Below are 14,483 nucleotides of genomic sequence, written 5' to 3' on the forward strand. Positions count from 1 at the left end.
TCGTCCCCCCTGTATGGTGTTACCTTAGCTTTCGGACAAACACTGCTATTCGCCCAAAAAGGACCGGCAGGTTTGTACCACCACGTAACCAAAATTAAATTCCGCGTAACAATGAAGAAACGATTACAACCAGATCGTAGTCCTTCGGCTATACAGATATGCCGCCAGGGATTTCGCCAGTTCATTTTCCTCTCCTTACTATTATTGTCCGGCCTTACCACGTTTGCACAGTCGCCTGTGAGCGGTACGGTTAAATCTGCCGACGGACCATTGCCCGGGGTAACAGTGGCGGTAAAAGGTAGCAATACCGGCACCACTACCAACAGCCAGGGTAAGTACACATTAAATGCCCCGGCAAATGCTACGTTAGTATTTACCTTCATCGGTTTCCTGGGCCAGGAAGTTGCGGTGCCGGCCTCCGGGCAGGTAGACGTTACCCTGGAAGCAGAAGATGCCAAACTGGGTGAGGTGATAGTGGTGGGATACAACTCCCAGCGCAAAGCCACCCTCACCGGTTCCATTTCCCAGGTGAAAGGCGCCGATATCATAAAAAGCCCGCAACCGAACGTGTCTAACTCACTGGCCGGTCGTTTTTCGGGTATCGTGATCAATAACCGTGGCGGTGAGCCGGGTTATGACGGTTCTTCTTTCACCATTCGTGGTTTGGCCACTACCGGTAACAACGATGTACTGATCGTGGTAGATGGGGTGCCGGGTCAGGTAGGCGGCCTTGAAAGGCTGAACCCTAACGATATCGAAAGCATCTCCGTACTGAAAGACGCTTCGGCCGCTATTTACGGAAGCCGTGCGGCGAACGGTGTTATCCTTATTACTACTAAACGTGGTAAAACAGGTAAGCCAGTGATCAATGCCAGTTTTAACCAGGGCTTTTCTTCTCCCACCCGTTTGCCCAAAATGGCCGATGCCGCCACTTACGCTGCTATTGCGAACGAAATTGCCTACTACAACAATAAGGCAGGTGGTATGAACCAGCAGTACACTGCCGAAGAGATCACTAAGTTCGGCAACGGCAGCGATCCTTTAAATTATCCTAACACCGACTGGACAGATGCGACGCTGAAGAAAACAGCCTTGCAGAACCAGGCGAACGTTTCCATTGCAGGTGGTACCGATAACGTACGTTACTTCCTGTCGGCCGGTACGCTTTATCAGGATGGTTTGTATGAGGACGGGGCAACGAAGTATAAGCAATATAATTTCCGTTCTAACATAGATGCCAATGTGACCAAAGACTTCAAAGTAAGCCTTTACCTCTCTGGCCGCCAGGAAGACCGCCGTTTCCCTACAACAGGTGCGGGCGATATTTTCCGTTCTATTTACAGGGCCTACCCTACGCTGGCTGCCCGTTATCCAAACGGCCTGCCTTCTACCGGTATAGAGGGTAACAACCCCATTATGATGGCTACCGATGCAGGTGGTCTCAGCAAAAATCCAACACAGGTATTTAACGGTATCCTGAAAGGCAGTTACAACATTGCTGCCGTACCTGGTTTGTCGATCGACGGGTTTGCCGCATTCGATAAATCATGGTCATTCACCAAAGCCTTCGCTACGCCTTACCTGTTATACAGCTATAACAAGAATACGGGCATATACGAGTCGCGTATCGTAGGCGGCTCTAACAACAAAGCTACCTTAACCGAAAGCCAGCAGAATCTTACCCAGGCTACTTATAACATCAAACTGAATTATCAGCGTGCTTTCGGTGTGCATCACCTCAGCACTTTTGTTGGGTACGAACAGAGTAAGATTGCCCGCGAAAACTTTGGTGCCACACGCATCAACTATCTCAGTACACTCACGCCGGAGCTGTCCCAGGGCGGTACAGCCGCAACCGACAGGGATAACAGCGGCAGCAGCTACAGCTTTACCCGTAAAAGTTATTTCGGTAAAGTAGCGTACGATTATGATGAAAAATACCTGGCCGAAGTACAGATGCGTATCGATGGGTCTTCCACTTTCCCTAAAGGCAACCAGTATGGTTACTTCCCGTCCGTGTCTGCGGGCTGGAGAATTTCTAAGGAAACCTGGTTCAGCGGTGTAAGTTTTGTGAACGATCTGAAATTACGCGGTTCTTATGGTGCGCTGGGTAACGATAACGTAGGTTTGTTCCAGTACTTTACCAACTACTCTCTAAAGAACCAGTTCGTGGTAAATACAGGCGATGGCCCGGTAATCGTGCCTGGACTTGATTTAACAAAACTGGCCAATAATAATATCCATTGGGAAGATGCGCGTAAAACGGACGTAGGTATCGAAGGCCGGGTGTTTAACAACTTTAACTTCGAGTTCATCTACTTTAACCAGAAACGTTCTAACATCCTGGCAGTGCGCAATGCCTCTATTCCATTTGTATCCGGTATCGTAAATCCGTTTAACGCCGATCCGCTGGTTCCTTCCGAAAACATCGGTAAAGTAAGCAGCAAAGGTGTGGAAGCTACACTGGGTTACAGCAACCGTAACGGTAAATGGAACTACGGTGTGTCCGGTAACTTCACTTATGCAAAAAGCAATATCGAATTTATAGATGAAGCCCCTGGTGTACTGTCGTACCAGCGCCAGACAGGCCATCCTTTAAATACTTACCTGCTGTACAGGGCCATTGGCATCTACCGCACACAGGAAGAAATTGATAAAACAGTTCACCTTAGCGGCGCACAGCCCGGTGACCTCATTTATGAAGACTATAATAAAGACGGTAAAATCAGCGCGGATGACCAGGTTCGCAGCGAATATGGTAACATCCCGCTGATCACTTACGGTGCCGTACTATCACTCGGTTACGGCGATTTCGATCTCTCGATGGTGCTGGCAGGTCAGGCGAAAGTGAGCCAGTACGTACTGCCGGAATCTGGTACAGTAGGTAACTTCTACAGCTCCTGGGCCGATAACCGCTGGAGCCCTACCAATACCAATGGCAGTTATCCGAGGGTAGATACCCGTGCTTCTGCATCCGTGAACGGGGGCCAGTATAACAATACTTTCTGGCTGGATAATGCCGCTTTCCTGCGTATGAAAAACATAGAGCTGGGTTACAACCTGCCCGTGCAGAAACTGAGCAGGCTGCGTATGCAATCGGCCCGCCTGTACGTGAACGCGTTTAACCTGTTCACCATTACCAAAGTGGAAGATTACGATCCGGAAGGTAATAGCGGCAGCGGACAGTTTTATCCGCAGCAGAAGATTATTAACGTGGGTGTAAATGTGAGCTTCTAAATTTTAAAAAGACGAACAATGCAGATCAAATCCTTAGTATATACAGCATGCGCGGCTTCCATGTTCCTGTTCTCCTGTAAGAACGACTTTTTGGAGATACAGCCGACAGATAAGATTGCCGAAAACACCGTACTTACCGACACCGCCGTGTTCGAATCGTATGTAATGAACCGTTACATTGGCGCACGTTTGCAGGATAAGGAAGGCGACGGTACCGATCCTGGTTTCGGAAGGGGCTTCGAATACAGCATGTGGAGTTCCATCACCGACGAATCTATTTACAATAACGACGATAATACCTGGCTGATCCAGAAAGGCTTGCTTGCCCCCGAAAACGTAGGGATGGCGGGCACCATATGGCCACGCAGTTACCGCAGCATACGCGAATGCAACTTCGCCCTTAACGGCCTGCCCGATCTTAAAATGAGCGAAACGCATAAAGCCTGGCTCAAGGCTGAACTCCAGTTCATCCGCGCTTTCCGCTACCACGACCTGATCCGCAATTACGGTGGTGTGGTGTTGATGGGTGATAAAGTGTTACAGTTGTCTGACAACCTGCAGGACCCTGCGCTGTTCACAAGGGCTACGCTGAAAGAAAGCATAGATTACACAGTAGCGCAGCTTGACGAAGCAGCCGCTTTCCTGCCGGAAAATAACAGCGGTGTATGGGCGCAGGGGCGTGCAACCAAAGGCGCCGCGCTGGCCTTAAAGGCCCGTTTGCTCCTGTATGCGGCCAGTCCGTTGTACAATGCTGGTACCTGGGCCAACGCAGCTACTGCGGCTCAGGCAGTCATCTCTTTAAACAAATACAGCATTTACCAGGGCGGCTACGATAAATTGTTTTTATCGGCCGATAACAATAATGAGATCATCTTTGCCCGCCTGTACACCAGGAACGCAGGGCACTGCCATCTTGAAATTGCCAATGGCCCTAACAGCTACGGTGGCTGGGGTGGTAACCTGCCTTTACAGAACCTGGTAGATGATTATGAAATGGCGGCTACCGGTAAACCGATTACCGATGGTACTTCCGGTTACGTAGCGGCCACGCCTTATGTTGGCAGAGATCCGCGCTTTTACTATACCATTTCCTATAACGGCGGTACTTACCGCGGCGCTACGATCGAAACATTTACGCCCGGAGGGAAAGACAGTAAAGATGGTCCGGATAACTGGAACACTTCCAAAACTGGTTATTACCTGAAAAAGTTCATGAACGATGCTTATCCTTTGCAAAACCCATGGGGTAATGCAGGCTTCCAGCCATGGATATACATGCGTTATGCAGAAGTGCTGCTCAACTTTGCTGAAGCAGCCAATGAGGCTTATGGTCCGGATGTGGTGCCTGCCGGTAGTACACTATCTGCAAGAGCCGCGCTGAACCTCGTACGTACCCGCACCGGCGTTAACATGCCTGCCGTAGCAGCAGGCGCCACTCAGGCTTCGCTGCGTGATGAGATCCGTTACGAAAGAAGGGTGGAACTGGCCTTTGAAGAACATCGTTATTACGATGTAAGGCGCTGGCAGATCGCCATGGTAACAGAGAACAAACCAGCCCTGGGTATCACGATCACTAAAACCGGTAATACTTATACTTACGCTACCAAAGTAGCGCTGGACGGACGTAAGTTCGAAAAGCAACACTACTGGCTGCCTATACCACGCGCAGAGATATTGGCATCATCTAACAAACTGCCACAAAATGCAGATTACTGACCATTGTAAGCCTTTATCAAATTCCCATTGTTATGAAACATCTATTATGTTATGTGATTCCCATTTTTGCGCTTTTCGCATGCTCTAAAAATGTAACGGACAACGGCGACGCCGTTGTTCCTGAAACATCTGCCGCCGTACTGGCCTTACCGGCCAATACGCTCGGGTTTAAAGGACTGAACTGGGCCGATCCGGCCGATAATTTTAAAGACGGATGGGTGATTCCCAGCGGCCTGGCATCGGCCGATAACTATGCCACTACGAAATCGAAAGCAGGTAATATCATTTCTGCTTTCGCTACACGGGGTGCTAATACCGTCAGGCTCCCCATCAACCCGCCCACTGTTTTAGAAACCTGGTGGCCGGCTTATACCGCGGCTATTGACACCGCTTTAGGCAGAGGATTTAAGGTGATCCTTGCTTATTGGGAAGGCAGTAGCTCCCGGAATGGGCTCATCGACAACACCACGCAGTTCTGGAACATGTGGCAGGCAGTAGTAACAAAGTATGGCGGTAACAACAATGTGTACTTCGAGATCTTTAACGAGCCGCATGGGTACAGTCTTACAGACCTGAATAACCTGTATGCAAGCTGGCTTAACACGTATACCTCGGTGCCCGATGAGCGCGTATTGCTCGATGGGGCGGGGTATGCACAGGATGTGAACGGGGTAGGGGCCGACAGCCGTTTAACGGGCTGCCTGTTATCGTACCACAATTATACCTGGTTCGATAATAATAAAACAACGGTGGGCGACTGGGAAGCTGCAGTGCAGTCTATCAACTACCCAACCCGCACGATCATCACCGAGTTCGGTATTCCTATGACGAATGGGAAAAACTACCTCGGCGCTTCGGGCACCGACCGTGAAATTGCTTACTACCAGGGTATTACCAATCGCGCACTGGCGCGTTCTATTGGCACAGTGTACTGGCCTGGCCTGCGCGACGGCGATTCTTACAGCCTGTTAACGCTGAGCGGCACTACGCTTACCACGAACAACGCATCGGGTTTAACGAGGTTACAGTATGCCTGGGGTAACACTACGCTCACTCAACCGTACGGCAGCTTTAACAGTTCTTCCTGGTATCGCATTACCTGCAGGAACAGTGGTAAGTCGCTGGACGTAAACGGACAGTCTACCGCCAACGGTGGCACCATTGTTCAGTGGGATTACTGGGGTGGTAATAACCAGCAATGGAAAATTACCAGTTTGGGTAACGGTTACTTCAGCATTATTAACCGTAACAGTAACAAGGCCCTCGACGTGAACGGCAGTTCTACCACCGCAGGTACGGGCATTGTGCAATGGGATTATTCGGGCGGTAACAACCAGCAATGGCGCATTATCGACATGGGCTTTGGTTATTACCAGGTTGTTAACCGCAACAGCGGTCAGTCGCTGGATGTGAACGGCGCTTCTACCGCTAACGGGGGAACGGTTATTCAGTGGCCTTATGGCGGCGGACGTAACCAGCAATGGCAGATCACGGTATTGTGAGTTATTTAAAAACCTTGCCGTTTCTTAACGGCAAGGTTTTATCTTAATCAAAAAAGGAGCATGATGACAGGCAATACCCTTCTACGATTTTTATACACGGCAGTACTGTTACCCGGTGCCCTGTACGCACAACAGCCACTTAAACTGAACATCAACGGCAATAAAACTTACCAGACGATAGAGAACTTCGGCGCATCGGACGCCTGGGCCGGCCAGTTTGCCGGTAACTGGCCCGAGGCCAAAAGGGCGCAAATGGCCGACTGGTTATTTAGCATGGATACCCTCGCCAATGGCCAGCCTAAAGGGATCGGGCTTACGATGTGGCGTTTCAACCTGGGTGCAGGCAGCGCTCAACAGGGCAGTGAAAGTGGGATAAGGGATGAATGGCGGCGTGCAGAATCGTTCCTGGAAAAAGACGGAAGTTATAACTGGGACAGGCAGGCCGCACAGCAATGGTTCTTAAAAGCCGCCAAGCAAAGGGGCGTGCCGTATTTCCTGGCATTTTACAATAGTCCGCCGGTGGAGTTCACTAAGAATAAAAAAGCATTTTCTGATAAAGGACAATGCAATATCGATAGCACACAATTTAACGCCCTGGCTGTGTATACTGCCAACGTACTCAAAGGCATTCAGCGTAAAACGGGCGTCCTGTTCGATTATATCAGCCCGGTAAACGAACCCCAGTGGGACTGGATGGATGGCGGACAGGAAGGGAACCCTTACTGGAACAAGGATGTCAGTGGCTTGGTAAAAGCATTGTCCGCCACGCTGAAGAAAGAGCGTATCAGCACAAAAATTATTATCCCGGAATCCGGGCACATTAAATACCTGTTGGAAGATGGCGATAAACCGGGGCGTGGTAACCAGGTGAACGAGCTGTTAAAGCCAGGTGGCGCGCATTACGTAGGAAACCTGGTGGAGAAGGTGGCTGCCGCACATAGTTATTTCTCCACTTCTCCCCAGTCTGCATCTGAAAAATTACGTACACAGGTAGCCGAACGTATTGCTTCCGTTAAGGGCCTGCGTTTCTGGCAGTCGGAATACTGTATACTCGGCGATAACGAAGGCGAGATCAGCGGCAACCGTAAAGATACCGGCATGAAAGCCGCGTTGTACGTTGCCCGCGTAATACATACCGACCTGGCTGTGGCGAATGCAACCGCCTGGCAGTGGTGGCTGGCCATCTCCGCTTACAATTATAAAGATGGATTGATCTATATCGAAAAGAACAAAACCGATGGCCATTTGGAAGATAGTAAAATGATGTGGGCCCTCGGTAATTACAGCCGTTTCGTGCGCCCGGGCATGCAGCGTATCGAAGCCTCCATTGCCGGTGCCGGACAACATTTGTTCGTATCCGCTTATAAGAGCAAAAAGAACACGGTGGTAGTGATCGTAAACACCGGCGCTCATGCGGAAAGTATACAGCTCGGTGGTAAACACGCCGTTACTTATACCACTGCTACAGGCGAAGAATTAGTAAAAGGTTATGCGGACGGAAATGCCGTTATTAAAGCAGAAAGTATCGTCACCCTGGTGATGTAAACCCATAATTGAAGATGAAAGGACTATTGATAATTCTGGCCCTGTTACTGCAACAGGCAGCGAGCGCACAGCAACAGCATACGTTTGGCTATGGCGACGAGCATTTTTTGCTGGATGGTAAACCCTTCCAGATGATATCCGGCGAAATACACTACCCGCGCGTGCCGCAGGAAGCGTGGCGGCAACGGATGAAGATGGCAAAGGCGATGGGGCTGAATACAATCGGTACTTACGTTTTCTGGAATGTACACGAACCGCAGAAAGGCACCTACGATTTTAAAGCGAATCACGATATCGCGGCCTTTGTAAAAATTGCGCAGGAAGAAGGGTTGTGGGTGATATTAAGGCCCAGTCCCTATGTATGCGCCGAATGGGAGTTTGGCGGTTATCCTTACTGGCTGCAGAACGAAAAAGGTTTAAAGGTAAGAAGCACCGAAGCGAAGTACCTCGCCGCCTACCGCTCTTACATTAACCAGGTGGGCAAACAGTTAGCGCCTTATCTCGTTACGCGGGGCGGCAATATCCTGATGGTGCAGATTGAAAATGAATATGGCTCGTACGGTGCCGATAAAGAATACCTGCGCATCAACGAAGAAATGTTCCGCCAGGCAGGTTTCGACTGCCTGCTGTACACCTGCGACCCCGCAAAGGATGTTGCCAAAGGTTACCTGCCCGGCTTTTTGCCTGCCGTAAATGGCCTCGATAATCCGGAAAAGGTGAAGTCGATGGTGCGGCAATACCATGATGGTAAAGGCCCTTTTTATGTAGCAGAATGGTACCCTGCCTGGTTCGACTGGTGGGGTGAAAAACACCATACGGTATCCGCCTCTTACTACGCTAATAAGCTCGATACGTTACTGGGTGGCGGTATCTCGATCAATATGTACATGTTTCATGGCGGTAGTACCCGCGGATTTATGAACGGCGCCAACTGTTACGATACCAGCTTCTACGAACCGCAAACCAGCAGCTACGACTATGATGCCCCGCTGGACGAAGCCGGTAACGCTACGCCTAAGTTCAACCTGTTCCGCGAAGCCATCGCCAAACATCTGCCCGCAGGGCATACCCTGCCAGCAGTGCCGGCAGCTAAACCAACGATCGTGATACCGGATATACAGTTAACGCGGTCATCGTCGCTGTTTTCCATATTACCCGCCCCTAAATCGTCGCCTGACCCGCTTACGTTCGAGGCCTTACGCCAGCCTTATGGTTTTGTGCTGTACCGTACAAAAGTGCAGGGTGGTAAACAGGGCGTGTTAAGTATAAAGGAACTGCGCGATTATGGCATCGTGTTCATTAATGGCGAACGGGCAGGCGTATTAGACAGGAGGTTTAAACAAGATAGCCTGGAAGTAACACTGCCAAAAGGTTTGGTAACGATCGATATCCTCGTGGAGAACCTCGGTCGCATCAACTTTGGCCCTAATTTATTGAAGAACGAAAAAGGAATTACTTCGCAGGTAACCTTCGCTGGTACGAAGTTAAGTGGCTGGCAAATGTTCCCGCTTCCTTTTGATGATGTGAACAAACTGCCCAAAGGCACCACGGCAAAAGGAGAGGCCCCGGCCGTGAAACGTGCCGTGTTTAACATTACAACGCCTGGCGATACTTATTTGGATATGTCGGCCTGGGGTAAAGGCTGCGTATGGATCAACGGTCATCATTTGGGCCGCTATTGGTCGGTGGGGCCGCAGCAAAGCCTGTATGTGCCGGTAGAATGGCTGAAGAAAGGCGCTAATGAAGTCGTAGTACTTGAGCTGCTGAAGCCGGATCAGCAGGTGCTGAAAAGCCGCAGTACGCCCATATTGGATGTGCTGAACCCTCAATAACAAAGTCTTTTATACGTTTAGATAAAAATCTATTGCATTTGTAATGGGGGCGGGTATTTACCTGCCCCTTTTATTTTCCTGTTTTTCGCCCTATCTTTTCGGAATGCATTATTTCCGTTTCACGTTATTATTGCTGCTGGCCGTAAGCGCCAACGCACAGGAAAAACCCTTGACTGTTGGCTATAAATCCGCCGCAGGTACCTTTTCTTTAGTGGTGCCCGGTAAAACCACCAGCATCATTTACGACTCGTTGGACGCGGAAGTGACCGGTATTGCTGCTACCGCGCTTAAAGCCGACCTGGAGCTACTTACAGGTACGGAAGCTATTATCATGCATCACCCTCACCCTAACCATATTCCCATTATCATAGGCACACTGGGGCAGTCGGAATTGATAACCGGCCTGGCGAAGGCCGGCAAGATCAATACTGCGGAGGTAGCTGGTAAATGGGAAACCTTCAGTTTGAGCATCGTGAATCAACCCGTAAAAGGCGTCAGTAAAGCATTGGTGATATTCGGAAGCGATCCGAGGGGGACGGCATTCGGCGTGTTCGAATTATCGCGCTTAATAGGCGTATCACCTTTAAACTGGTGGGCCGATGTGATACCGGGAAAGCGGGACGCTATTTACCTTTCAGGTACTAAAAGCCTGGTTGGTCCGCCCAGTGTACAATATCGCGGTATATTCATTAACGACGAAGACTGGGGCCTGCAACCCTGGGCCGCCAAACATATGGATACGGATGTTAAAGATATTGGCCCGCGTACGTATGAAAAGGTGTTTGAGCTGATGTTACGCCTGAAAGCGAATTACATATGGCCAGCTATGCATCCCTGCACCAAGGCCTTTTGGTATTACCCGGAAAACCCGGTGCTGGCAAGGAAATACCAGATCGTATTAGGTGCTACGCATTGTGAACCGTTATTGCGTAACAATGTAGATGAGTGGGACCACAACTTCGAAAAGGAATACGGCAAAAAACCGGGAGAGTGGCGGTATGATAAAAACAAAGAGGAGATAGATCGTTACTGGAACGATCGCGTGTTGCAATCAGTTAACAATCCCGCGGTATACACCGTAGGCATGCGCGGTATACACGATGGCAGTATGCCCGGTCCGCCGGATAAAGAAGCAAAAAAGACGTTGCTGGAGCAGGTGATCGTAAACCAACGCAGCATGCTCAGTAAAGGATTGAACAAACCCGCACCTGAAGTGCCGCAGATCTTTTGCCCTTACAAAGAAGTACTCGACCTCTACCGCTTAGGTATGCAGTTACCGGAAGATATTACGATTGCCTGGGCTGACGATAACTACGGTTATGTACGCCAGTTATCCAATCCGCAGGAACAAACACGAAGCGGCGGCAGCGGTGTATACTACCACTTTTCTTACTGGGGCAAACCAGAAGATTATCTCTGGCTATCTACCATATCGCCCATGCTTACCAGTTACGAGCTAACGAAAGCCTACGAACAAAACGCCCGCAGGTTATGGGTATTCAATGTGGGTGATATCAAGCCACTTGAAGCGGAGCTGCAATTCGCCATGGACTTTGCCTGGGACGTAAAGGCCTGGTCGCCCGAAAAGGCGCACAAGTACTCAGAACACTGGGCCGCAGAAACCTTCGGTACCGCATTCGCTAAAAGTATTGGCGATATTAAACGCGAATACTATCGCCTGGCTGCTGCCGGCAAACCTGAACACATGGGCCGCCTTTATTTTAATTTACCCGATACCAACGAACGTATTGCTGCTTACGTGGCGTTAACAGCCAAAGCGAAAGCCGTAGGCAAAACCATCCCTGCCCGTTTGCAGGATGCCTATTTTCAGCTTATACAATACCCTGTGGAAGCGAGTATGGCCATGAATCAAAAAATATTATGGGCCAGGCAAAGCCTGCACATGGCTGAAGGAGGCGATAGCGCCGCCTTATCTTACGCAGCAAAGGCGCAGCAGGCATATGCGCATATCCGGCAACTCACGCATCAGTATAACAAAGAGACAGCCAATGGCAAATGGGATGGAATAATGGATGACGCCCCGCGCAAACTAAAAGTATTCGATATGCCACCCGTGGCGACAGCAATCAGGGCCAAAGGCGTGGCAGATAGCGCCATGGTTGTGGCAACGATCACTGCTGCCGCCAAGTTTACCGCTAAAGCCCAAAACGTAAAGGTTATCGAGGGCTTGGGTATTGGTAAATCGGCCTTAACAGTTTGGCCTATGCTAATTAAAACATTTACAGCGGCCGATATACACACAGCACCATACGTGGATTATAAGATCAATGTAAAAATAGGAGAGCGTAAGATCAGGGTGCGCTGTTTGCCCGATTTTCCATTGTATACGGGCATGAAGCTGCGTTATGCTATTTCCATCGATGGTGGTATGCCGGAATTCGTAAACATCGCCACGCAGGCCGAAACAGGGCCCTGGAGCGAGAATGTGATGAAGGGGTATGTGCAGGGCGAAACTGTGATCAATAACAAGGTGGCGGGAGAGAAGAAGGTGCGGGTGTACTTTGCTGATCCGGGAGTAGTGGTGAATGAGATCGTGGTGGAATAGGAGATTACAATACTTGAAAAAAGGGGCAGCCGTATCCGTGTCTGCCCCTTTTTATTGCCGTAAAGGCCGTTCCGGACGTATTCTGTTTAAGCTATAATGCAATCTTAGTCAATATAACCCCACCAACCAACCGGCAACCAGCCGGCAACCAAAGGGCAACGGAAGGGCGAACGGCCTCAGTAAGCCTGGGAAACCGGTTAATATGCTATCAGTACTGTTAATCGCATTTCAGAATGTTTAATGTGTCGTAAATCGCGCATATAAAAACACAGTTAATGCTAATTCCAACGGCGAAAGAATCCCGAATTTTGTACTTCACCAAAACAGAAAAACCATGCTCCTGAAACATTACAATGTTATCTCCTCCGGCGCTACAGGCAAGTTTGCCGGGCAGGTAGTGGTCCGTAAACGGTACGGGCAAATAGAGATTACGAAAGTGCCCTGCAAGCGCCCCGGCAAAGGCACCGAAGCCCAGGAAGCCGAAAGGCAGCGATGGAAAACGGCAAACGACTATTACCGTAAACAGGTAAAGTTCGATAAGCAACGATCGGCGCTGTACAAGAGCGGTATCCCGCTTGGATGGAACGTACAGAACCGCTCCGTAAGCGACTTCTATCATGCCCCTCAAATTACCCATGTCGATACCACGGCTTATAAAGGTTACCGTGGCGATGTAATACGCATTACCGCTACCGATGATTTTATGGTGGAACGGGTGCGTGTGAACGTTTACAACACAAATGACGAACTGGTGGAAGATGGTTATGCCTTAAAAGGGGAAGGAGATGAATGGCTGTACCGGGCCAGGTGTAATAGCAAAGGCGGTGGGCGTATCGAGATAGTGGCCAATGATATGCCGGGTAATGAAGATAAGGTGTTGCTGGAGGTAAAAGCAGAAATGGAACTGGTGATGACCGTGCCGCCGGTGACACGCCCTAAAAAGGCATTCCTGGCTAACTACAGGCCAGTGAACATGATGAATACAAATACGGTAGTCTCGCAGCAACAGTGCTGGCGGGAATGATATATACAGTTGCAGTTGGCCGTGCATAAATGGTGGTTGCACGGCGTCGTGAGGAGAGATTAGTTCTTTGACATATTGGATTAAAAAAAGCCCGGGTCCAAACCAGATGGGTGTCGCCTGCCCGCCGGTTAATGGCGGTAAGGGAAAGGTGTGCCTGTACTACTGCGCATCATCCCCCGCGCTCCGTTTATTACGGTAGTCCTGCGGCGATACGCCCATCGTTTTTTTAAATATGCGGGAAAAATAGTGCTGGTCGGCAAGGCCTACGGCCAGTGCTATTTCTTTTATCCGCCGGTCGGTAAACAACAAATACTGGCAGGCGCGCTGCATCTTTAAATGGTTGTAATACTCAATGGGAGAGAAGCCGGTTTTTTTACGGAACAGTAACGAAAAGTGGGAAGGCGAAAAGTTCACCTGCTGCGCTATGTTTTCCAGGCTCAGGTTCTGGTCTACGTGGCGCTGCATGTAGTCGATAGCAGCGTCCGTTGCATCGTTATTTCCTGCGGGTTTCGTTTTGTCTTCGTACAGAAACGACGCCAGGTAATGCCAGGCGCACATATTACAGTGCATCAGGTGGTCCATGCTGTAACCGCGCTCCAACTGGGCGTACATTTCGGAAAACAGCGAAGTGGTTTTACCACTGTCGGGCACAAATCCTTTGTAACCTTTCAGGTGTGTTACCAGTTGGTGTACCCATTCGGCCGACGATTCACCTTTGAAGTGCATCCAGTAGATCGTCCAGGGGTTATCGGCATTGGCGTGATATTGATGGCGGGTTTTAGCCGGGATAATGAAGAAATCGCCCGCCGATATGGAGAACGACTGTTTCTGTAAGGTCATTGTTCCTTCGCCTTCGTGGCAGTAGATCAGTATATGCTGATCGGCCCCTGCGGTACGCTCCCGGTAATGGTGGCGTGCTTTGGGGTAATAACCAATGTCGGTTACGTATAGTTTATTAATGAGCGGATGGGCGCTGCATTTGTTGTTTAATACGCTCCGCGGCATAATAATGGCCTTCTGGCCCTGAAACCCGTCTTTCTTTCTTTCGGCTTTAACCATAG

8 protein-coding genes are annotated in these 14,483 nt (G+C 49.8%); 7 read left to right on the forward strand and 1 reads right to left on the reverse strand.

Annotated elements, in window-relative coordinates; all coding sequences use genetic code 11:
• Positions 1-111 precede the first annotated feature (111 nt).
• From QZT80_RS17425 to QZT80_RS17455, 7 genes are all read left to right on the forward strand, one after another.
• Positions 112-3,237: a TonB-dependent receptor gene (locus QZT80_RS17425; protein WP_295124841.1), complete on the forward strand. Its 3,126-nt coding sequence runs from the start codon at positions 112-114 to the stop codon at positions 3,235-3,237.
• A gap of 18 nt (positions 3,238-3,255) precedes the next feature.
• Positions 3,256-4,953, forward strand: coding sequence for a RagB/SusD family nutrient uptake outer membrane protein (locus tag QZT80_RS17430; RefSeq protein WP_295124844.1), 1,698 nt, complete (start codon positions 3,256-3,258; stop codon positions 4,951-4,953).
• 32 nt (positions 4,954-4,985) lie between these two features.
• A complete protein-coding gene (locus QZT80_RS17435; RefSeq protein ID WP_295124847.1) occupies positions 4,986-6,455 on the forward strand; it encodes an RICIN domain-containing protein in 1,470 nt (489 codons plus the stop codon).
• A gap of 60 nt (positions 6,456-6,515) precedes the next feature.
• Positions 6,516-8,000, forward strand: a complete 1,485-nt coding sequence (locus QZT80_RS17440) for a glycoside hydrolase (protein ID WP_295124850.1) — start codon at positions 6,516-6,518, stop codon at positions 7,998-8,000.
• Between the two features lie 14 nt (positions 8,001-8,014).
• Positions 8,015-9,832, forward strand: a complete 1,818-nt coding sequence (locus QZT80_RS17445; RefSeq protein ID WP_295124853.1) for a beta-galactosidase family protein — start codon at positions 8,015-8,017, stop codon at positions 9,830-9,832.
• A gap of 103 nt (positions 9,833-9,935) precedes the next feature.
• The gene (locus tag QZT80_RS17450) at positions 9,936-12,398 is read left to right on the forward strand and encodes a glycosyl hydrolase 115 family protein (RefSeq protein WP_295124856.1); all 2,463 of its coding nucleotides are present in this window, start codon (positions 9,936-9,938) and stop codon (positions 12,396-12,398) included.
• Positions 12,399-12,732: 334 nt separating this feature from the next.
• Positions 12,733-13,422 carry a hypothetical protein gene (locus tag QZT80_RS17455; protein ID WP_295124859.1) on the forward strand — a complete coding sequence of 230 codons (690 nt, stop codon included), beginning with the start codon at positions 12,733-12,735 and terminating at the stop codon, positions 13,420-13,422.
• Between the two features lie 159 nt (positions 13,423-13,581).
• Here the strand turns inward: QZT80_RS17455 and QZT80_RS17460 are convergent, their stop codons facing one another.
• Complete coding sequence (locus tag QZT80_RS17460) at positions 13,582-14,481, reverse strand: AraC family transcriptional regulator (RefSeq protein WP_295124862.1); 900 nt, start codon at positions 14,479-14,481, stop codon at positions 13,582-13,584.
• Between the last annotated feature and the right edge of the window lie 2 nt (positions 14,482-14,483).

This window comes from uncultured Chitinophaga sp. (assembly GCF_902168175.1).
In the GTDB taxonomy this organism is placed as follows: Bacteria; Bacteroidota; Bacteroidia; order Chitinophagales; family Chitinophagaceae; genus Chitinophaga.